General features: G+C 64.5%; 15 protein-coding genes. 6 read left to right on the top strand and 9 right to left on the bottom strand.

Annotation, left to right across the window (positions count from 1 at the left end; all coding sequences use genetic code 11):
• Nucleotides 1-17: 17 nt before the first annotated feature.
• The 6 genes from accC to QX034_RS30415 all read right to left on the bottom strand — a co-directional run bounded on the left by accC (nucleotide 18) and on the right by QX034_RS30415 (nucleotide 6,016).
• Complete coding sequence (gene accC / locus QX034_RS30440; RefSeq protein ID WP_315703723.1) at nucleotides 18-1,367, bottom strand: acetyl-CoA carboxylase biotin carboxylase subunit; 1,350 nt, start codon at nucleotides 1,365-1,367, stop codon at nucleotides 18-20.
• 76 nt (nucleotides 1,368-1,443) lie between these two features.
• Entirely contained in the window at nucleotides 1,444-1,923 is a 480-nt protein-coding gene (gene accB / locus QX034_RS30435; RefSeq protein ID WP_315703724.1) for an acetyl-CoA carboxylase biotin carboxyl carrier protein, read from the bottom strand.
• A gap of 47 nt (nucleotides 1,924-1,970) precedes the next feature.
• Entirely contained in the window at nucleotides 1,971-2,450 is a 480-nt protein-coding gene (aroQ, locus tag QX034_RS30430) for a type II 3-dehydroquinate dehydratase (RefSeq protein WP_316174831.1), read from the bottom strand.
• A 246-nt stretch (nucleotides 2,451-2,696) separates the two neighbouring features.
• Nucleotides 2,697-3,509, bottom strand: a complete 813-nt coding sequence (locus tag QX034_RS30425) for a DUF1236 domain-containing protein (protein ID WP_315703725.1) — start codon at nucleotides 3,507-3,509, stop codon at nucleotides 2,697-2,699.
• A gap of 242 nt (nucleotides 3,510-3,751) precedes the next feature.
• A complete protein-coding gene (locus QX034_RS30420) occupies nucleotides 3,752-4,513 on the bottom strand; it encodes a DsbA family protein (protein ID WP_315703726.1) in 762 nt (253 codons plus the stop codon).
• A gap of 96 nt (nucleotides 4,514-4,609) precedes the next feature.
• On the bottom strand, nucleotides 4,610-6,016 hold the full coding sequence (locus QX034_RS30415) for a M48 family metalloprotease (RefSeq protein WP_315703727.1): 1,407 nt from the start codon (nucleotides 6,014-6,016) through the stop codon (nucleotides 4,610-4,612).
• Nucleotides 6,017-6,170: 154 nt separating this feature from the next.
• Here QX034_RS30415 and QX034_RS30410 point away from each other — a divergent pair, with 154 nt between their 5' ends.
• The gene (locus QX034_RS30410) at nucleotides 6,171-7,370 is read left to right on the top strand and encodes a pyridoxal phosphate-dependent aminotransferase (RefSeq protein ID WP_315729155.1); all 1,200 of its coding nucleotides are present in this window, start codon (nucleotides 6,171-6,173) and stop codon (nucleotides 7,368-7,370) included.
• Nucleotides 7,371-7,502: 132 nt separating this feature from the next.
• A complete protein-coding gene (dctA, locus tag QX034_RS30405; RefSeq protein ID WP_315703729.1) occupies nucleotides 7,503-8,840 on the top strand; it encodes a C4-dicarboxylate transporter DctA in 1,338 nt (445 codons plus the stop codon).
• Nucleotides 8,841-8,928: 88 nt separating this feature from the next.
• Here the strand turns inward: dctA and QX034_RS30400 are convergent, their stop codons facing one another.
• Nucleotides 8,929-12,123 (bottom strand): Rne/Rng family ribonuclease, encoded by a 3,195-nt coding sequence (locus tag QX034_RS30400; protein WP_315703730.1) that lies wholly within the window; start codon nucleotides 12,121-12,123, stop codon nucleotides 8,929-8,931.
• 735 nt (nucleotides 12,124-12,858) lie between these two features.
• On the opposite strand from QX034_RS30400, the gene QX034_RS30395 reads away from it, so the two are divergent.
• The 4 genes from QX034_RS30395 to QX034_RS30380 all read left to right on the top strand — a co-directional run bounded on the left by QX034_RS30395 (nucleotide 12,859) and on the right by QX034_RS30380 (nucleotide 19,145).
• Nucleotides 12,859-14,247, top strand: a complete 1,389-nt coding sequence (locus tag QX034_RS30395; RefSeq protein ID WP_315703731.1) for an N-acetylmuramoyl-L-alanine amidase — start codon at nucleotides 12,859-12,861, stop codon at nucleotides 14,245-14,247.
• A 251-nt stretch (nucleotides 14,248-14,498) separates the two neighbouring features.
• Complete coding sequence (locus QX034_RS30390) at nucleotides 14,499-17,003, top strand: penicillin-binding protein 1A (protein ID WP_315704271.1); 2,505 nt, start codon at nucleotides 14,499-14,501, stop codon at nucleotides 17,001-17,003.
• Nucleotides 17,004-17,131: 128 nt separating this feature from the next.
• Nucleotides 17,132-18,266 (top strand): peptide chain release factor 2 gene (gene prfB, locus QX034_RS30385; protein ID WP_315703732.1). Its coding sequence is split into 2 segments (ribosomal slippage): nucleotides 17,132-17,200 and nucleotides 17,202-18,266, totalling 1,134 coding nucleotides; the frame shifts between segments, so codons are not numbered across the junction.
• A gap of 3 nt (nucleotides 18,267-18,269) precedes the next feature.
• The gene (locus QX034_RS30380) at nucleotides 18,270-19,145 is read left to right on the top strand and encodes an NAD(P)-dependent oxidoreductase (RefSeq protein ID WP_315703733.1); all 876 of its coding nucleotides are present in this window, start codon (nucleotides 18,270-18,272) and stop codon (nucleotides 19,143-19,145) included.
• On the opposite strand, the gene QX034_RS30375 is transcribed toward QX034_RS30380, so the two are convergent.
• Nucleotides 19,142-21,289: a carbamoyltransferase C-terminal domain-containing protein gene (locus QX034_RS30375; RefSeq protein ID WP_315730054.1), complete on the bottom strand. Its 2,148-nt coding sequence runs from the start codon at nucleotides 21,287-21,289 to the stop codon at nucleotides 19,142-19,144. The two genes, QX034_RS30380 and QX034_RS30375, sit on opposite strands and share 4 nt — an antisense overlap.
• A gap of 19 nt (nucleotides 21,290-21,308) precedes the next feature.
• A complete protein-coding gene (upp, locus tag QX034_RS30370; protein WP_315703734.1) occupies nucleotides 21,309-21,944 on the bottom strand; it encodes a uracil phosphoribosyltransferase in 636 nt (211 codons plus the stop codon).
• Nucleotides 21,945-21,956: the final 12 nt, after the last annotated feature.

Raw genomic sequence — 21,956 nt, 5'->3', positions numbered from 1 at the left:
GAAAAGAGCGGAGCGCCTCAATCCGCCTTCTGCCCCGCGAGATACTGCTCGAGCCAATGGATGTGGTAGTCGCCGTCGATGATCGCCGGCTCGCGCACCAGCGCGCGGAACAGCGGCAGCGTCGTCTCGACGCCTTCGACGACCATTTCGTCCAGCGCGCGCCGCAACCGCATCAGGCATTCGACACGGGTCTTGCCGTGCACGATCAGCTTGCCGACCAGCGAGTCGTAGAAGGGCGGGATCACGTAGCCCTGGTAGACGGCGGAATCGATCCGGACGCCGAGGCCGCCGGGTGGGTGATATTGCTGGATCTTGCCGGGCGATGGACGGAAGGTGACCGGGTTCTCGGCATTCACGCGGCATTCGATCGAATGGCCGTTGATGACGACCTCGTCCTGGGTCATCGGCAGATCGCCGCCGGCGGCGATGCGAATCTGCTCCAGCACGAGATCGATTCCGGTGATCATCTCGGTGACGGGATGCTCGACCTGGATGCGGGTGTTCATCTCGATGAAATAGAATTCGCCGTCCTCGTAGAGGAATTCGACGGTGCCGACGCCGAGATATTTCAGCTCCTGCATCGCCTTCGCGACCGTCTCGCCGATCTTGGCTCGGCCTGCCGCGTCCAGTGCGGGCGAGGGGCCTTCTTCCCAGACCTTCTGATGGCGGCGCTGCAGCGAGCAGTCGCGCTCGCCAAGATGGATGGCACCACCGCGGCCATCGCCGAGGACTTGGATTTCGATATGCCGCGGCTTCTGCAGATATTTTTCCAGATAGACCGAGGCGTCGCCGAAGGCCGATCTGGCCTCGTTGGCGGCGGTGGTCAGCGCGAGCGCAAGATCGGCCTCGGTGTGCGCGACCTTCATGCCGCGACCGCCGCCGCCGGCTGCCGCCTTCACCAGCACCGGAAAGCCGATCTCCTTGGCGATCGCCATCGCATCCTGATCGGGCGCGACCGCGCCGTCCGAGCCCGGCACCACGGGAATGCCAAGGCGCTTGGCCGTCTTCTTGGCCTCGATCTTGTCGCCCATCAGGCGGATGTGCTCGGCCTTGGGGCCGATGAAGTGCAGGTTGTGCTCGGCGAGAATTTCCGCAAAACGTGCATTTTCGGACAGGAAGCCGTAGCCCGGATGCACTGCGTCGGCGCCGGTGATCTCGCAGGCGGCCAGCAGCGCCGGAACGTTGAGATAGCTGTCCTTCGAGGGCGGCGGTCCGATGCAGACGCTCTCATCGGCGAGCCGCACATGCATGGCATCAGCGTCGGCGGTCGAATGCACCGCGACGGTGGAGATGCCGAGCTCCTTGCAAGCCCGCAGAATGCGAAGGGCGATTTCGCCGCGATTGGCGATCAGAATCTTGTCGAACATGTTGCCTCGATGGGCGAGTGGCGAATAGCGAGCAGGGAATGAACAACTTCGCTATTCGCCCGTTCGCTCTTCGCTCCTATTCAATGATCACCAGCGGCTCGCCGAACTCGACCGGCTGGCCATCCTCGACCAGGATCTGCGTCACAGTCCCCGCGCGCGGGGAGGGGATCTGGTTCATCGTTTTCATGGCTTCGATGATCATCAAGGTCTGGCCGACCGTGACCTTGGCCCCGACCTCGACGAATGGCTTGGCGCCGGGCTCGGGTGCCCAATAGGCGGTGCCGACCATCGGCGACGGAACCACACCGGGATGTTTCGACAGATCGGCGCCGGCCGCAGCCGCCGCGACGACGACCGGCACGCCGGCCGCAGCGGCGGTCACGGCCGAGGGGACGGCCGCCGCCACGGTCACGTTGCGTGCCACGCGGACGCGCAATCCCGCGCGTTCAAGCTCGATCTCGGTCAGGCTGGTTTCGTCGAGCAAGGCCGCGAGTTCGCGGATCAGCTCGCTGTCGTCGGATTTCATCGGTGTCTTGTCATTGGGCTGGCGCGCCATGATGGTGATCCAAAACTCTTCTTGCTGTTCTGCCGGGCGGAAAGGCCTTAGGCCGTTGCCTTGTTGGTATTTCCGGCGCCAATTCTCTCGGCAAGCCCGGCGATGGCCAATCGATAGCCGTCGATGCCGAACCCGCAAACGGATGCAAACGCCGCCTTCGCGGTGAAAGAATGGTGCCGGAAGCTCTCGCGGGCGTGGATGTTGCTGATATGCACCTCCACGGCGGGGATTTTGACCGCCATCAACGCGTCGTGCAACGCGATCGAGGTGTGAGAATAGGCGCCCGCATTGATGATGATGCCGACCGCCTGCTTGGCCCGGGCCTCCTGGATGCAGTCGACCAGCACACCCTCATGGTTCGACTGGCGACACTCCGCGGTCAGGCCGTACGCCGCCGCCGTGTCGATGCACAGCTTCTCGACGTCGGCGAGGGTTGCATGGCCATAGGTTTCCGGCTCGCGGGTGCCCAACAGGTTAAGGTTGGGTCCGTTGAGAACGTAGATCGTCTGCTGAGGGGCTTCGGCCATCCCAATCCCGGCAATGTGGCGGCAGGTGGCCGGGGTTATATGTAACAAAACTGCGAAGGGGAAGCCTTTCGCAGGGCAGGATGTTACCCCAGATCGCTCAACCGGCTTATAAAAACGTGCGCCGAAGCTGTGGAAATCGCAGGTTAACCACCATGACGGCGCTGCAGCGGAAAAGCGATGAGCCCAGCCACGAAAATGGGCGGGCATTGCTGCCCGCCCTCTGTCTCTTCACGCGCCGGGTCGCAATCAGGCGTCCAGAACCGCGACGATCTCGTAGGTGTTCGGATCGATGACGACGATCCGGTCATGGACCACGATGAAGTCAAATCCGCGCCATTCCGGGTAGATGCTCACGACTTCCGTCGGAAGCGGACGGAAGTGGATGTCGCGCGGCACGCGTGTGCCGACGGAGACCGAGAAGTTGACGTTGTTCAGCGACTCGACGTGCTGGCTGCGGATCACGCTCGAGATCTTGGTGCGCTGCTCAGTCGAGAGCTTGGCGCCGGCGCCCGCCTGGCCGGTGGTGACCTGCGAACGATCGGTGCCGGTCTTGGTCTGCGCGTTCATGTTGGCGCCGCTGCCACCCTCTCGGCTCTGCGCGTTCATGTTGGTGCCGCTGGCGCCCTCTCGGCTTTGCGCGTTCATATTGGTGCCGCTACGGCCCTCGCGATTCTCAGCGTTGCTGGTGCCGGTCTTGCTGTCGCGGCCTTCAGCCTTCATCTCCTTGGAGCCGCCCTTGGTCTCGTTCTCCGAGCTCATGCTCTTCGACTTCTGACCACGCATGTTGTCTTCGGCATGCTGCCCCTTGGCGCTGCCCTTCTGCTCGGACTGGCTCGACTTCATCTCCTTGGAGCCGCCCGCGGACGGGGATGTGCCGTCGCGGTTCATTGTAGCGCTGCCACTCGAGCCGGGGCCCGACGTCGTGCCACCCGTCGCGCCGCCCTGCATTGCAGCACCACTGGATTCGTGGCCACCGGTGCCCGCGCCCTGCGCGTGCGCAAATCCGGCACCGGCGATCAGCGCGATCGCCGCAACGGATACCATCAAGCGATTAGTCATTCTCAATCCTCCTCGTGTTATCGGCATTGCCCGCGCCGACAACTGCAGGAGATTGGAGATGTTCCGTACGCTGCGATTGGTTCCAGGATTTTGTTGTCGCTCGCGGCTTTCTGAACGGATGCTCAGCTTGCTGAACACAAGATGACCGCACGATCATCAGCCGTACAAACAACAAGGGCCGGTTGCTTCAACCGACCCTTGCGAGTGTTAGTTGGCTCGACGTGAGATAGCAGGCGCTTCAATCAGCAAGTTGCCTTGCCGCAGCGGGCGTTGCTGATCTTCTCCTTGAGGCCCTCGAGTCCGACGGCACCGATCACGACCTTGTTGCCGATGACGTAGCTCGGCGTGCCGTTCATCCCCATGTCCTCGGCGAGCTTAAAATTCTCCTCGATCGTCGCCTTGGCTTCCGGGCCTGCCATGTCCTTCTCGATCTTGTTCATGTCGAGGCCGAGGTCCTTGGCCACCGCGAGCGCGTGCGCCTTGTCGGCAGGGCCGCGGCCGCCCAACAGCTTCTGGTGGAAGTCGAGATATTTCTGCGGCGCCTGCATCCGCACGGCGACGGCGACCTGCGCCGCTTCGACGGAGCCCTGGCTCAGCACCGGAAATTCTTTCAGCACGACCTTCAGCTTGCTGTCGCTCTTCAAGAGGTCGAGCATGTCGGCCATGGCGCGTTTGCAGTAGCCGCAATTGTAGTCGAAGAATTCGACGAAGGTGACGTCGCCGTCCTTGTTGCCGAGCACGACGCCGCGCGGCGAATTGAAGATCGCATCCGCGTTCTTGGCGATGCTCGCCTCATGCTTGGCGGCTTCCGCGGCAGCCTGGCGCTTGCCGAGTTCGGTCATCGACTCTTCCAGGACTTCGGGATGCGAAACCAGATAGTTCTTGATGATGGTCTCGATCTCGCCGCGCTGAGCGTCGGAAAAGCTCTCTGCAGACACCGCCTGCGGCGCGGCACACAACGAAAGCGCGACCAGCGCAGGGAAGAGGGGGCGGAGTGACGACATGTACGTGGCTCTCTGGGTCAAAACGATCGTGTCCTTATCGTTGGTCGTGGTCGGGTCTGCAAGGCGAGACTATACCGAGATTTGTAACCGAGATTTCTATTCGCCTTTTTGGCCGGGAAGCGGCTTTGTCGAAACGATGTCGTCGGCCTTCACCCAGCCGGGCGAGCCGACTGCAAACCGCGTCTTGGCGCGCGAGGCGAGCTCGCGTGCCGTCTTGTTGTCGCCGCGCAGGAAGGCTGCTTGTGCCGATGCGAGATCAGCTTCCGCATAATCGCCCTTGCGGCCATAGGCCATCGCGAGCTGGCTGTAGCCGAGCGGCGCTTCGGTTTCGCGCGACACCGCGGCGCGCAGGATCGTGATCGCTTCGTCGGTGTAGGCCTTATTATCCGTGGCAACCAAAGCCTGCCCAAGTAACATCTCGATGAGCGGAGCATGGCCCGAGAGCTGGACCGCCTTGCGCAGCGGCGCGATGGCCTCGGCCGGCCGGCCGCCCTCGAGGAGGGCCTGACCCCGCACCTCGTAGAAATAGGGATTGTTCGGCTGGACCTGGATCAGGGTGTCGATCTGGGCGAGGGCGCTGCGCAGGTCGCCATGCAGGTAGGTCGAGATGGCCCGGGCATAGCGCGCCGGTAGGCTGTTGTCGGTCTGCGGGTAGCGCCGGGCGACGGTGTCGGGCCGCTCCATGAAGGCCGAGATCTTGGCGCGGACCATGTCGTGGCGGAGCTGGAGCGCGGGATCGTCCTTCTTGTCCCAATACGGGCTCTGCCGGGCCAGCCCCTCGAGGGCCTCGACACGATCGGCCGGCATCGGGTGGGACTGCAGATAGGGATCGGCGCCTCGCGCTGCGAACAGGCTCTCGCTGGTGAAACGCTTGAAGGTCTCGTACATGCCCTTCGGCGATTGGGCGGTCGCGGTCAGAAACTTGACGCCGGCGCGATCGGCGTTTTCCTCCTGTTGGCGCTGGTAGGACAGCAGCGAACGCCGGATCATCTCGCCGGGGCCGGCGAGGGCTGCGGCACCGGCATTGGCGAGCCCGTTGCCGGCACCGCCGCGTGCGCCCATCGCAAGCGCACCGGCGCCGAGCACGGTGGCGATGATCATCTGGGTCTGCGCGTTCGCCAGTTGCTGGCGCAGCTTGGCAAGATGGCCGCCGGCCAGATGGCCGGTTTCGTGGGCCAAGACGCCGATCAGCTGGTTCGGCGTCTCCGACTGCATGATCGCGCCGTAATTGACGAAGATGCGGCGGCCGTCGGCAACGAACGCATTGAAGGACGCGTCGTTGATGATGACCATCTGAATGTTCTGCTTCTCAAGCCCCGCAACGCGAAGAATCGGGCGCGTATATTCGCGCAGCAGTGCCTCGGTCTCGGTGTCGCGCAGGATCGGCGGGCCCTTGCCCTGCTGGGCGGCGGCAGGCATCACGGTTACGAGCGCCATCGCGCCGGCGACCACGGCGGAGATCAGGCCGGAAAGGTTCTTGCGAAGCACGATACGGAGCAACATCAGGCGATCTTTGCAATTGGCGCGGGGCTCGATACGGGCTATTGCCCACCAAACCGCGGAATGCGGCTCAACTGCGGCGCAAAACACCTGTCCCGGCACGCGCCGCCAGGTTGAGAAGCCGGGTCAGAACAGCCGGGGTCAATAGCAGATATCCATGGGCGACGCGACACTCACGAGACAAATGGAACAGCGGATTGCCGGCTTGCTGACGCCTTCGCGCCGCAGCGAGGTTCCGCCGTTCATCGTGATGGATGTGATGGCGGCGGCCGCGCGGATCGAGGCCGCCGGCGGCCATGTCATCCACATGGAGGTCGGCCAGCCGGCCGCACCGGCGCCCCGGGCAGCGATCGCCGCTGCCCATACCGCGCTGGAAACGGCGCGGATCGACTATACCTCGGCCCTGGGGATCAGTTCGCTGCGGGAGCGGATCGCGCGGCATTATCGCGAGACCTATGGCTGCGCGGTCGATCCGGCCAGGATCGTGATCACCACGGGATCGTCGGCCGCATTCATCCTGGCATTTCTCGCCATGTTCGAGCCGGGCGACCGTGTCGCGGTGACGGTGCCGGGCTATCCGCCCTATCGCCACATCCTGACTGCGCTCGGCTGCGAGCCGGTGCTGATCGAGACCACAAGCGAGACGCGCCATGCGCTGACCGGCGAGGCACTGCTTGCGGCGCACCGCAAAACGCCATTGAAAGGCGTTCTCGTCGCCAGTCCGGCCAATCCTACCGGTACGATGATGTCGCGCGAGGCTTTGGGGGGCGTGATTGGCGCTGCCCACGATGCCGGCATCCGCTTCATCTCCGACGAGATCTATCACGGGTTGGACTATGCATTTCCCGCGGTGACCGCGGCCGAACTCTCGCCCGATGCGCTCGTCATCAATTCGTTCTCGAAGTACTTTTGCATGACGGGATGGCGGATCGGCTGGATGGTGGTGCCGGACACGCTGGTCCGCCCGATCGAGCGGTTGCAGCAGAATCTCGCGATTTCCGTGCCGACACTGTCGCAGATCGCGGCCGAAGCCGCGTTTGATGGCCGGACCGAGATGGACGCCATCAAACATGGCTATCAGGAGAATCGCCGGATCCTGATCGAGGGGCTTCCGAAGGCGGGACTGACGAAGTTTCTGCCGGCCGACGGCGCGTTCTACCTCTATGCCGACGTCTCCGGCTTCACCTCCGACAGCTTCGAATTCACCAAACGAATGCTGGAGGAAATCCACGTTGCGGCGACGCCGGGGGTCGATTTCGACCCCATTCATGGCCGCAGCTTCGTGCGTTTTTCCTATGCACGATCGGCTGACGACATGCGGGAAGCCGTGGCGCGGATCGCGCGCTGGCTGGCCTAGCCCTCCAGCGACGGTAGCTCGCTGCACCTCCTCGGCCATTGACTCCGGCCTGACAATTTGCGTGAGGTGGAATGAACGAGGGCTGGCGGAAGCCAGCCTGGATGAAGCTCACGGAAGGGAGAACGAAGCGTTATGGGGGCAGTTACGGGAACCGCAGCGCAGGCTGCGCCGCAGCTGGCGGCGAAGAAGCCCTGGTACAGGATACTCTATGTCCAGGTCTTGATTGCCATTGTCATTGGTGTTGTGGTCGGTTGGTTATGGCCTAATGTCGCCACCAACGAGTGGGTCAAGGCCCTCGGCGACGGCTTCATCAAGCTGATCAAGATGGTGATCGCGCCGATCATCTTCTGTACGGTGGTCTCGGGTATTGCGCACATCCAGAGCGCGAGCAAGGTCGGTCGGGTCGGCATCAAGGCGCTGGTCTATTTCGAGATCGTCTCTACCTTCGCGCTCGTCCTCGGCCTGATCGTTGGCAATCTGGCTCCGATCGGGCACGGCCTTGCCGCCAAGCCGGATGCTGCCGCTGTGGCCAAGTATGTGACGCAGGCGGAGTCCCAGAAGACCGTCGACTTTATCCTCAACATCATCCCCGACAGCGTCGTCGGCGCGCTTGCCCGTGGCGACATCCTTCAGGTGCTGTTGTTCGCGATCCTATTCGGCTTTGCGCTGATGGCGCTCGGCGAGCGCGGCCACCGCCTGCGCGACGTGATCGACGACGCCGCGCACGCGGTGTTCGGCGTGATCGCAATCGTGATGAAGGCCGCGCCGCTCGGCGCCTTCGGTGCGATGGCCTATACGATCGGCAAATTCGGTCCGGCAGCGCTCGGCAACCTGATCGGCCTGATCGCGCTGTTCTATATCACCGCCGCCTTGTTCGTGGTGATCGTGCTTGGGCTGATCGCGCGCTTCATCGGTTTCAGCATTTTCAAGTTCATCGTCTATATCAAGGACGAGCTCCTGATCGTGCTCGGCACGAGCTCATCCGAAAGCGCGCTGCCGCAGCTGATGGAGAAGCTGGAGCGGCTCGGCTGCTCGAAGCCGGTGGTCGGCCTGGTGGTGCCGACCGGCTATTCCTTCAACCTCGACGGCACCAACATCTACATGACGCTGGCGACTCTGTTCATCGCCCAGGCGCTCGGCGTCGACCTGAGCTTTGGCCAGCAGCTGACCATCCTGGTCGTTGCGATGCTCACGTCCAAGGGGGCGAGCGGCGTCACCGGTGCGGGGTTCATTACGCTTGCGGCCACGCTGTCCGTCGTCAGCCCGGCGCTCGTTCCGGGCATGGCGATCGTGTTCTCGATCGACAAGTTCATGAGCGAGGTGCGCGCGCTGACCAACATCACCGGCAACGGCATCGCCGCGGTGTTCGTGTCGTGGTGGGAAGGCGAGCTCGACCATGAGCGCCTCCTGAAGCGTCTGAACCAGGAGATCGATCCCTCAGACGTCGAGACTGCGGTTACCACCGGCTAAACTCTGCTCTGTTCAGGACTGCACGAAAAAACGCCCGGCCAATGGCCGGGCGTTTTGCTTGTCAGGAATTCTCAGTCGGGCCGCTCGGTTACTGTCCGCCCCCGAACCTCCGCGACCACCAGCCGACACGGCGTGGCGCAGGTGTCTCCGTCGCGGCTTCCGGTGCCGGCGCCTCCGCGGCAGGTGCAGGAGCGGCTTCGGGCGGCGCGCTCGCGCCGGCATCGACGATCGGAGCAGGGGACTCCTGCTTCGGTTCGGCGAGGAAGCTGACCTTTTCGCGCACGGTCGAGCGCCGCGGCGCCTTCTCGGATTCGGTCTTCTGTGGCTCGGCCTTCTCCGGCTCCGACGCGACCGGCTGCTCGGCAGGCTCGGTCGCGGCCGGGCGGATCTCCGCCGTTACAGCGGCAGAGATCGGTTCGGCGCCCGGCCCCTGGGGCAAGCTCGAGCCGTTGCCGTCGAAATCTGCGACCGCACCTTCGACCTCGGAGGCCACGGGCGGGTTGAGCTCGTCGGCAATCGAGGCTGCGAGTCCATCGTCGCCACCGCGCCGGCGTCGCCCACCGCGCCGTCCGCGGCGCCGCGGCCGACGTTCGCCGCCGGGCTGATCGCCCTGCGCCTCGCCCTGGGCGAAAGCGGGCAGCTCGTCGGCTTCCTCGTCGTCGGCTTCGGAATCTTCGGCCGTCAGCTCCGCGGTCTGGCCGGCCTCGAGCGGATGCACCGCGACGGTGCCCTCGTCGGACTGGGTCTCTTCGCGCGGCGCCTCGCCGCCTCCGCGGCCACGCCGGCGCCGGCGCCGACGGCGCCGCGTTCCTTCGCCAGCAGCGGCGTCACCGGCGGCCGCCTCGTCGGACAGTCCTTCGGTCTCATCCGTCTCAACCTCGGATTCGGTCTCGATATCGAACGGCTCGTCCTCATCGTAGACCTCATCCACGACCATCGGCGCGGAGGCCTGCGCCGCGACAAGCGCCTTGGCCGCTTCGAGCGTATGCACCTGCTCGCCACGATCGATGATGAATGACTGCTGCCCGCTCACGGTGGGATCCGCGATGATCGAGAGCGTGACCTTGAAGGTGTTCTCCAGGTCGCGCAAATGACCGCGCTTATGGTTCAGCACATACAGCGCGACTTCGGTGCGCGTGCGGACCACCAGATTGTGGGTCGCGCCCTTCATCAGGGCTTCTTCGAGGCTGCGCAAGAGCTGCAGCGCGACCGACGACACCGATCGCACATGGCCGGTGCCGCCGCAATGCGTGCAGGGCTCGGTCGAACTCTCCAGCACGCTGGCGCGGATGCGCTGGCGCGACATTTCCAGCAGGCCGAAATGAGAGATGCGGCCGACCTGGATTCGCGCTCGGTCCTGCCGCAGGCAGTCTGACAGCTTGCGCTCGACCGCGCGGTTGTTGCGCTTCTCATCCATGTCGATGAAGTCGATGACGATCAGGCCGGCGAGGTCGCGCAGCCGCAGCTGCCGGGCGACTTCCTCGGCGGCCTCGAGATTCGTCTTGAGCGCGGTATCCTCGATGTGATGTTCGCGGGTGGCGCGGCCGGAGTTGACGTCGATCGAGACCAGCGCCTCGGTCTGATTGATGACGATATAGCCGCCGGAGCGCAGCTGCACGGTCGGCGTGAACATCGCATCCAGCTGGCTTTCGACTCCCATGCGGGAGAACAGCGGCTGGCCGTCGCGATACTGCTTCACCGCCCGCACATTGGACGGCATCAGCATCTTCATGAAGTCGTGCGCCTCGTGATAGCCGGCCTCGCCAGCCACGAGGATGTCGTCGATGTCCTTGTTGTAGAGATCGCGCAAGGAGCGCTTGATCAGCGAGCCTTCCTCGTAGACCAGCGTCGGCGCCTGCGACTTCAGGGTCATGTCGCGGACGGTTTCCCATAGCCGCAGCAGGTACTCGAAGTCGCGCTTGATCTCCGGCTTGGTCCGGTTGGCGCCTGCGGTGCGCAGGATGACGCCCATGCCCTCTGGCACGTCGAGATCCTGCACGACCTCCTTCAGGCGTGAACGATCCTGCGCCGAGGTGATCTTGCGGCTGATGCCGCCGCCCCGCGCGGTGTTGGGCATCAGCACCGCGTAACGGCCGGCCAGCGACAGATATGTCGTCAGCGCCGCACCCTTGTTGCCACGCTCTTCCTTGACCACCTGGACCAGCATCACCTGCCGGCGCTTGATCACTTCTTGAATCTTGTACTGCCGGCGCGGTCGGAAGGTGCGTTCCGGCACCTCTTCCAGCACGTCGTCGCCGCCGACGGACTCGACGAGTTCTTCCTCGGCTTCTTCGCCGTCCTCTTCCTCGTCGTCATGATCATGGGCCGCGCCATTCTCGTCCTGCGGAACGATGGTGACGCCGCTACCCTCGTGCTCGGTCACCAGTTCGGCGTCGGCCGGAGCGACCTCATCGGCGTGCTCGTCATGGTCGTGAAGGTCGGTGCGCTCCACGTCGCGCGCGCGTTCAGTTTCGCCCTCGTAATGCTCGGTTCCGGGAGCGGTCGGAAGGTCCTCAGACGGGACGACGGGGACTTCGGAAGACGCCTCTGCCTCGGCGTGTTCGGCGGCGTCCGCCGCTGCCACAGGCGAGAGATCGTCACGATCGTCATCATGACGGTCGTCATCGGGATGATCATCATCGTGATGGTGATCGTCATCGGCATGATGGTCGGTCGCGGGTGCCTCGTGGGGCTGGGCTTCGCTGAAGCCATGAGCCTGCGCGCTATCGGAGTCGTCGTCGCCGTAGCTCTCGTCATGGGTGCCGAAGTCGCCAGGTGAGCCCTGCGCCTCGTACCCCTCGGGCTCAAATCCCGCGGCCTCGTGCGCATGCGATTCGAGATCATGGCCTTCGGTCTGCGGCAGCCCTGACGCGGTGTCGGCTCCTTCGATGATCTCGCTCTGAACGCGCTCACCGCTGCCGCGCCGCCGCGAACTGCGGTGGCGATTGCGTCGCCGGCTGGCCCGGTTCTCGTTTTCCTCCTCGGCCTCGCGATGCGCGCGCTCTTCCGCTTCGATCAGCGCTTGCCGATCGGCGACCGGGATCTGGTAATAATCGGGATGGATTTCGCTGAATGCGAGAAAGCCGTGGCGATTGCCGCCATACTCGACGAAAGCGGCCTGCAGCGAGGGTTCGACCCGCGTGACCTTGGCGAGATAGATATTGCCGCGCAGCTGCTTGCGTTGGGCAGTCTCGAAATCAAACTCCTCGACGCGGTTGCCGCGGACGACGACCACCCGGGTCTCTTCCGGGTGGGTAGCATCGATCAACATCTTGTTGGGCATATTGGAACTCTTGAAGGCGACGGACGCGGTTGGCCGCGAGCGCGTGGCGCGCTGTCGGATGACGCGACGGTCCACCTGATTCGGGGGTGAGGGGAAGACCTAAACGCCTGACGTTGCGCTGTGCCGAAGCCGGAACCTGCGGAGTAGTCCGCCGAACGAGGACTTGGCCTCGGATCGGAGCGGCTGTTCCGCTGGTCTTGGTCGGCAATACAGTATGGCGCATCAAGCGTCGGCCCGTCTGAACACGTGGGCGGCATTGGGTGCCGCCGGTCTCCTGCTGAAGGCCAGATTGCGCCGAAACGCTTGCCTTGGAATTCGATACCGACCCCGTCCGGGGCACAATATCGGGCTATGCCGTGTCTGGCGCAGCACCTCGGGCGGCTCGAGAATGAGTGGCCCTGGGAACCGGCCCCGCTCGGGCTTGTCACCGGCCCCGACTGAACCGCGCGGGACGCGCTGGCTCCGAAGAGGAACGGAAGGTCGCTGGAAGCTTCGCGGATTTCGATCAAGTCGAATACGAAGGCTCCGGCGTTGCACCGGGAGGCTGAACGCGACACAACCGGCAGTAAGTATATGGGTCTTCAGCCCCTTGTTCTTACGTGGATTATCGAGTGGGTGCAAGGGAAGCCGTCGCTGGTCCGCAACAATCGCCTCAATTTAAGGGAAATGACAGAAGTAGCGATTTAACCCTGTGGTTTGATTGCGCTAAAGAGATCGCGCGGAGGCACGGAATCGTTGGCTGACCGGGCAAATCAATCCTTTTGGCTGGGATGCGCATTGCTGTGCGTCACGGAAATGTTATGTGCTGTGCCTACCCGGGTACAGGCGCAGACGGCTGTGCCGCCCATGCAAGCGGCTCTGCCGGCTGTCCAGGCTCCGGCCTTTCCGATCGTTTCGGACGCCCGTTTGGCGGGCGATTCCCGGCAGACGCGGTTCGTGCTCGATTTGGACAAGGCGGTTCCGTTTCGAGCCTTTGTGCTCGGCGACCCTTATAGGGTCGTGGTCGATCTCCCTCAGGTCAGTTTCCATCTTCCGACCGGTTCGGGTACCGCCGGCCGCGGTCTGATCAAGGCATTTCGGTATGGCTTGGTCCTGCCGGGGGGCTCGCGCATCGTCTTCGATCTCACCGGTCCGGCCCGAATCGCCAATGCGTCCGTGCTTGATTCGGCGAACGGACAGCCGGCGCGGCTGGTGCTGGAACTGGAGGAAGTCGATCAGACCAGTTTCGCACAGTTGATCGGGACTGAAAGCCGCTCGCAGCCGAGGGCGAATGTCGCGGATGCGGGCGCAACCGCCACCGCACTGCCGCCCGGCACTCCGCCCGCAATTCAGGCCCCTGCGGCCACGACGCCGGCCGCGCCGCCCGGACCTCCCGCGCCGCCCGATGGCAGGCCCGTCGTCGTGATCGATCCCGGCCACGGCGGCATCGATAACGGGACCCAGACCGGCGAAGTCCCGGAGAAGAACCTGGTGCTGGCTTTCGCCCAGGCGCTACGCGATCGGCTGGAGAAGACCGGCAAATACCGCGTGGTCATGACCCGCGATGATGACACCTTCATTCCGCTAGGGGACCGGGTGCGCATCGCGCAGAAGCAATCGGCCGACCTGTTCGTCTCGATTCATGCCGATGCGCTGCCCCGCGGCGAAGGTGATGCCCAGGGCGCCACGATCTACACGCTATCCGACAAGGCCTCGGACGCCGAAGCCGAGCGGCTGGCGGAAGATGAAAACCGCGCGGATGCCATCGGCGGCGTCAATCTGACCGAGGAGCCGACGGATGTCGCGGACATCCTGATAGATCTGGCTCGGCGTGAAACCCGAACCTTTTCCAACCGTTTCGCCCGCCTTTTGATGAATGACATGAAAACTGCGGTGCATATGCATAAGAGGCCACTCAAATCCGCAGGGTTCCGAGTGCTCAAGGCGCCCGACGTGCCCTCTGTGCTGGTCGAGCTCGGTTATGTCTCCAACAAGAGCGACATGGGCAATCTGATCTCCGAAAGCTGGCGTTCCCGCACCGCTGACGCGATGGCCCGCGCGGTCGATTCGTTCCTGGCCAAGCGCATCGCCACCGCGGCCGGGCCGCGTCCTGAGACCAAGACGCCCGCCCGGGCAAAGCCCTAGTTTGGCCACAGCCGCCGCCCTATAAGCGTACCGCGAGGCAGTGGGAATCGAGAAAGATTCAGCCGCGTGGCAGCACTGCAGCGAATGCCAGATCCGCCACGCTGGCGAACTTATGGTAGGCTTGCCCGTGCAAGGTTCCTGAACGCGGCTCATGCGGCATCATTGCCGCCGAATGATTCTGACCAAGGCGCCCTTGGAGGCGCTGCATGTTCGAGCCGAGAGTCGAACGAGAGTTGAAACGGATATTGCCGATGCGCTTTCTGGTGCGGTTTTTGGGCTTCCTGTTCGCCGCCGGGACAGTCGTTTTTCTGGTGGGAGTGGCCGCGGTCGCCGGACTGATTTGGCATTTTTCCAAGGACCTGCCGGATTATTCGCAGCTCCAGGATTACGAGCCGCCGGTCATGACGCGTGTCCATGCCGTGGATGGTTCGCTGGTCGGCGAATACGCGAAGGAGCGCCGGCTCTATCTGCCGATCCAGGCGGTTCCCAAGCTGGTCATCAACGCGTTCCTCGCCGCCGAGGACAAGAATTTCTATGAGCATGGCGGCATCGACTTCACCGGCATGGCGCGCGCCGCTGTCGTCTACGCCCAGAATTTTGGCTCGAACCGCCGTCCCCAGGGCGCCTCCACCATCACTCAGCAGGTCGCCAAGAACTTCCTCCTGACCAACGAGGTCTCGTTCACCCGCAAGATCAAGGAAGCGCTGCTGGCGATGCGCATCGAGCGCACCTATTCCAAGGACAAGATCCTCGAGCTGTATCTGAACGAGATCTACCTGGGGTCGGGTGCCTATGGCGTGGCGGCTGCGTCGCTCGTCTATTTCGACAAGTCGGTCAACGAACTCACCGTCGCCGAGGCGGCCTATCTGGCGGCTCTGCCGAAGATGCCGGGCAGCCTGCATCCGATCCGGAACCATGATCGCGCGATCGAGCGTCGCAACTACGTGATCGATCGCCTCCTCGAGAATGGTTGGATCAAACAGGCCGACGCCGACAAGGCGCGCAAGGATCCGCTGACGATTGCCAGCCGCAACACCGGCGCCCACATCTTTGCCGGCGAATATTTCGCCGAGGAGGTCCGTCGCGACATCTTCGAGCGCTATGGCGAGAAGAAGCTCTACGAGGGTGGGCTGTCGGTGCGCACCACGCTGGATCCAAAGGTCCAGGTCATGGCGCGCAAGGCGATGGTCGCAGGCCTCGTCAAATATGACCAGGAGCAGGGCTGGCGTGGCCCGGTCAGCAAGATCGACATCTCCGGCGATTGGGGGGTGAAGCTCGCCGACATCAAGTCGCTCGCGGATATTTCGCCGTGGCGGATGGCGGTGGTGCTGGAGACCAGCGACCAATCGGCGCGAATCGGCTTTCAGCCTGGCCGCGAACTCGGTGGCGCCGTCAGCAAGGAACGGCAGACCGGGCTGATCACGCTCGATGGCGTGAGGTGGGCACGCGCGGCATCCGGCACGCGCAGGACGCCGACCGCGGTCACGCAGGTGTTGCAGCCCGGCGACGTGATCTACGCCGATCCACTCTACAAGGAAGGCAATCCGGTCGAGGGGCAGTACCGCCTGGAGCAGCTGCCAGAGGTATCCGGCGCGATGGTCGTCATGGATCCGAACACCGGTCGCGTGCTGGCGATGGTCGGCGGCTTCTCTTTTGACCAGAGCCAGTTCAACCGTGCGACCCAGGCCTATCGGCAGCCCGGTTCGTCGTTCAAGCCGATCGTCTATTCGGCGGCACTCGACAACGGCTACACGCCGTCGACGCAAGTGGTCGACGCGCCGATCGAAATCGATCAGGGGCAGGGGGCCGGGATCTGGCGGCCGGAGAATTTCTCGTCCGGCAAGTATCTCGGACCGACGACCCTGCGCAATGCGCTCCGGCTGTCCTTGAACACGGTGACCGTGCGGCTGGCGCAGGACATCGGCATGCCGCTGATCTCCGAATATGCCAAGCGCTTCGGCGTCTATGACGAGCTGCCGAACTATCTATCCTATGCGCTCGGCGCGGGCGAGACGACCGCGATGCGGATGGTGACGGCCTATTCGATGATCGCCAATGGCGGCCGTCGCGTGAAGCCGACCCTGATCGACCGTATCCAGGATCGTTACGGGCACACCATCTTCAAGCACGATACCCGGGAATGCCGCGGCTGCGACGCGCCGGACGGCTGGCACAATCAGCCCGAGCCGCAGCTCGTCGACCGGCGCGAGCAGGTGCTGGACACCATGACCGCCTACCAGATCACCTCGATGCTGGAGGGCGTGGTCAACGCCGGTACCGCTACGGCCCTCAAGGAGGTCGGTAAGCCGATCGCCGGCAAGACCGGCACCACAAACGAGGCCAAGGATGCCTGGTTCGTCGGCTTCTCGCCGGACCTCGCAGTCGCAATCTATATGGGCTACGACAAGCCGCGCCCGCTCGGTCGGGGCAATGCCGCAACGGGCGGCCATCTGGCGGCACCGATTGCGCGCGACTTCATGAAGCTCGCGCTCGCCGACAAGCCTGCGACACCGTTCAAGATCCCTGCGGGCATCAAGCTCGTCCGCGTCGATTCCAAGACTGGTATGCGCGCAGGCCCGGGCGACACCGGCCGCACCATCATGGAAGCGTTCAAGCCGGGTACGGCGCCGCCGGATAACTATTCGGTCATCGGCGTCGCCGATGCGGACCAGCGCGGCGGCATGCCGTCTCAGAGTGGCGGGCAGCCTGACACCGGCAACTTCTTCATGCGTCCGGGCACGGGCGGGCTGTATTAGCGCGTGTGAAACCCGCCGTTCGGCGGCGCACGGAGATTGCGCTTTGCGCCGCGCACCGCTACATCCCCACAAGAATTGTTGCTGCGCCTCTCGGATATCCCGTGGAGGTGCAGCTTGAAGAGAGCGATATGCGCGCTGAAATCGAGAAAATTGTAGAAGAGATCAAGCAGTCGGTCGGGCTGCTGAGGAGGCATCTTTGACGTCGAAACATCGACGGCAAGGCTGGCTGAGCTGAACAAGCTCGCCGAAGATCCCAATCTCTGGAACGATCCGCAGAAGGCCCAGAAGCTGATGCAGGAGCGCACCTCGCTGGAGGACGCGCTGAACGGTATCGGCAAGGTGGAGCGCGACCTGAAGGACAACGTCGACATGATCGAGCTCGGCGAGGCCGAGAATGATGACGGCGTCGTCGCGGAGGCCGAGGCGGCGTTGAAGGCGCTGAAGAAGGAAGTGGCGCGGCGGGAACTCGAAGCGCTGCTGTCCGGCGAGGCCGACCGCTTCGACACCTATCTCGAAGTTCATGCCGGCGCCGGCGGTACCGAAAGCCAGGACTGGGCGCAGATGCTGCTGCGCATGTACGCGCGCTGGGCCGAGAAGCACGGCTTCAAGATCGAGTATCTGGAAGAATCGCCCGGTGAAGAGGCCGGAATCAAATCCGCCACCATCCAGATCTCCGGCCATAACGCCTATGGCTGGTTGAAGACGGAAGCCGGCGTGCATCGGCTGGTTCGAATCTCGCCGTTCGATTCGAACGCGCGGCGGCATACCTCGTTCTCGTCGGTGCAGATCTTTCCGGTCATCGATGACAGCATCAAGATCGACATCAAGGAATCCGACGTCCGCACCGACACCATGCGGTCCGGCGGTGCTGGTGGCCAGCACGTCAACAAGACCGAATCGGCGGTGCGGCTGACTCATATTCCGACAGGGGTCGCGGTGGTCTGCCAGGCCGGCCGTTCCCAGCACAAGAACCGCGCCCAGGCGTGGGACATGCTGCGCGCCCGCCTCTACGAGATCGAGCTGAAGAAGCGCGAAGAGAAGGCCGCGGCCGATCAGGCTGCGAAGACCGAGATCGGCTGGGGCCACCAGATCCGCTCCTACGTGCTGCAGCCCTATCAGATGGTGAAGGACCTGCGCACGGGCGTGCAGACCTCTGACACGGCAGGCGTGCTCGACGGCGATCTCGACGAGTTCATGGCCGCGACCCTGGCGCAACGTGCGTTCGGCACCACGCCGGGCGCCGCGGTCGAGGACGTCGACTAGGCAATGCCGCGCGTCGCCTTCATCGGGCTCGGCCGCATGGGTCGTGGCATGGCAGGGCGTTACATCGATGCCGGCTTCGATGTTGCGGTCTGGAATCGCAGCAAGGCCAAGGCAGAGGATCTGATCGCGCGCGGCGCTCGCTGGGCGAGCTCGCCCGCAGACGCCGCGACCGACGTCGATGCGGTCGTGACCATGGTCGCCGATGACGAGGCTTCGCGCTTGGTCTGGCTCGGCCCGAACGGTGCGGCGGCGATGATGAAGCCCGGCACGCTGGCGATCGAGTGCTCCACGGTCTCCTATGACCATGCCCTGCGGCTGTCGCGAGACCTGAATGGGCGCGGTGCAATCTATATCGACTGCCCGGTGACGGGGCTGCCGGATGCGGCCGCCAGCGGCAAGCTGACCTTGCTGGTGGGCGCCGATGCCGTCGCTCTCGACCGAGCCCGGCCGTTTCTCGCGCCGATCGGATCGACGATCCGGCATTTCGGCCCGGTGGGCTCCGGCTCGGTCTACAAGCTCATCAACAATCTGATGGGGGCGATCCAGATTGCGGGCCTTGCCGAAGGGCTTGCGATCGCCGAACAGGCCGGCCTCGACATGAAGCTTGTGCTCGAGGCTGTTCAGAGCGGCGTGACTGCGAGTCCGCAGGTCCTCCGCCATGCGCCGCGAATGATAGCGCGGGACTTTTCCGACGCGACCTTCACCGCTGCGCTTCGTCACAAGGATGCCGCCTACGCGTTGCAGCTCGCCGAGCAGCTGCTGCGCGAACCGCCACTCGTAACGCGGGCCGCGGTGGAGGCCTACGCGTACGCGACTGCGGAGATGCCCGACGACGACGAAGGCCGCATGATCGAACTCATTTCGCAGCCGAAGGCCTAACGGCGCGGACATCGAGCTCTCCACCGCGCATACCAATCCGAGAACCGGCCTCCGTCGCGTTCGCCGCCGTGGCGGACGGCGAAGGTGGTGCCATCGCTCGCCACCATGATCACGGCATCCAGCCCTTTGGCGCGGCGCAAGGTCTCGACCGCCTGTTGCGGCGTCTGCGCGATCGGGCCCGCGACGTTGAAAGACGTGTTGACGGACATCTCGACGCCGGCATGGCGCCCCATTGCCTTCAGATAGGCGTAGGTCAGCGGATCGTCGCGCTCGTGCACGATCTGGATGCGTCCGGTACCGTCGGCATGGATCACAGCCGGGATATTCTCGCGCGCCTTTGGTTTCGCATGCGCCGTCAGCACCATGTAGTTGTAGGCATTGTAGTCGGCGTCCGCGCAGCCGTCCTCGAGCACGAAATGGTTGCGCGCGGCCTCCAGCGTCGCCATCGGTGCCAAGGGGCGGATGGCCTCGCGATACTTGACCCGTGCATTGAGCCGCTCACGGGCGTCGGGATCGCAGGGATTGGCGAGGATCGAGCGGTGGCCGAGCGCGCGCGGACCGGTCTCGCCGGCGCCCTGGTAGAGCGCGATGACGCCGCCCTGTGCGACCACGAAAGCCATGAGGTCGGCCACCGCTGCGCGGCCGTCCGGCGTTGCGACTTCGCCGATCTCTTCCGCTGTGACGTCATCGGCGCGAAGGGCGGCTTCGATCTCCGCGCGGGCCGGCGGCAGGCCGCAATAGAAAGCATGGCTGAGCGCTGCGCCGCGCGGCGCGCCCGCCAGATGCGCAAACAGCCAAGCGGCCCCGATCGGCACGCCGGGATCGCCGGGCACCGGCGGCACCCACAGATGGAGCCGCGCTTCGCGACCTTGTGCCGTCGCGAACCACACCGCATCGAAATGTTCGAGCAGCCGCATATTGCCGACCGCGTTCAGTGCGACGCCGCCGGTCAGGATCAGCCGATGGGCGCCGGTCGTTCGCAACAGGTGATCCACGACGTGGACCATCGCATCCTCGAACACGAGCTGCGTGGCGGCAGCCTTGTCGAGCCGCTCTTGCGTATCGGCGCGGTGCTGGATGTCCTCGACGCGCAGCACGGCATCCGGATTCCACAGCTGCGACGGCTTCAGCGGCTCACCGAGGATCTCCGTCAGGGCAGGGTGATAGGGCGCTTCGAACGGCGAGGCGTACCAGTTGGCGAGCGCGCGGTTGAGCCTGATCTCGCCGCCATCTGCCAGCACCAGCACGTCCCTGAGCCGCTGATAGTAACGATTGCTGGCGCGATCCATGTTGCCCCAGGCGGCAGCGCCCATGTAGCGGCCCTCGCAGGAGAGCCAGGTCCAGCCGCCCTGGGTCGAGGCGATCACGCTGTAGAAGGCGCCGAGCGAGTCGAACACGCTGTCATTGCTATAGAGCTTTCGCATCGTGCCGGCCCGCCCCTCATAGAGCGAGACTGAGCCGCGATCACCGGTGCCGTCGAGCACTGCGATGGCGACCGGATCGTCGTCTGCGGCAAAGGGCGAAGCTGCATAGGAGAACCAGGCGTGGTTGTCATGATGCGGCATCATGATCAGCGGCACGCGTTCGCCAAGGCCGAGCTGCTTGGCCAGGATCTTGGGCGTGCGTGTCATCTGGTCCATGCGGCGGGCGTCGAAACCGGCGGCTTCGGTGGTGCGGAGCAGACCCAAGCTCTGCGGTGCTTCTTCCAGAATGGTGCGGGCCAGGGTGCCGGCGAGCGCCGGATAATCCCACGTCGTCAGCCAGGCGAAGATGTCGGAGACGTCGCGGCCCATGCCGCGCAGCGCCGCGATCATGGCGTCGATCGATGCGCGCGGATATTCGCTGGTGTGCTTGTTGCCGGAGAAGCGCTCCTCCTCGTTGTTGAGGATCAGCCGCGGGCCGTTCGCCTGTGTGACCTCCACGAGCGCGACGCCGGAATTGTGTGTCCCGGCCGGCCCGAGGCCAGCGAGATAAAGCGTCTCGCCGCGCGTAAGCCGCTCGTGCGCCTCGGCAAGACGGGCCTCCGCGAAGGCCGAGCCGAGCCGGTGGAAGCCGGCCCGGGCGAACAATCTCGTGGCCAGCCATTCCGCTGCGTGTCCCGCAGCGGCACCGAGCCGTGGATGCTTCGGCCCGATCCGCCGCATCACGGGCACGCGGGTCGGCTCATTTGGTGCCGAACATGCGGTCGCCGGCGTCGCCGAGACCGGGCACGATATAGGCGTGGTCGTTCAGTCTCTCGTCGATCGCCGCGGTCCAGATCGGGATATCCGGGTGCTCGCTCTGAAACTGCGCGATGCCTTCGGGCGCGGCGAGCAGGCAGACGAAGCGGATGTCGCGCGCCCCACGCGATTTCAGCAGCGCCGCCGCGGCGCAGGCGGAATTGCCGGTCGCCAGCATCGGGTCCATCAGGATCACCGTGCGGTCGGAGAGGTCCTGCGGCGCCTTGAAGTAGTATTCCACCGCTTCCAGCGTCTTGGGATCGCGATAGAGCCCGATATGGGCGACGCGCGCCGACGGCAGCAGCGCCAGCATGCCGTCGAGGAAGCCGACCCCGGCGCGCAGGATCGGCGCCAGCGTCAATTTCTTGCCCGCGATCTTCGGCGCCTTCATCGGCGCGAGCGGCGTTTCGATGTCGACCAGCTCCAGCGGCAGGTCGCGCGTCACCTCGTAGGCCAGCAGCATGCCGATCTCGTTCAGGAGCTCGCGGAAGCCCTTCGTCGAGCGGTCGCGCTCGCGCATCAAGGAGAGCTTGTGCTGGACCAGCGGGTGATCGACGACGTGGAGATTAGCGGCTGTCATGGAATATGACTT

Source organism: Bradyrhizobium sp. SZCCHNR3119, from assembly GCF_032487775.1.
GTDB lineage: Bacteria > Pseudomonadota > Alphaproteobacteria > Rhizobiales > Xanthobacteraceae > Bradyrhizobium.
This window is presented reverse-complemented; position numbering and strand designations above follow the sequence as displayed.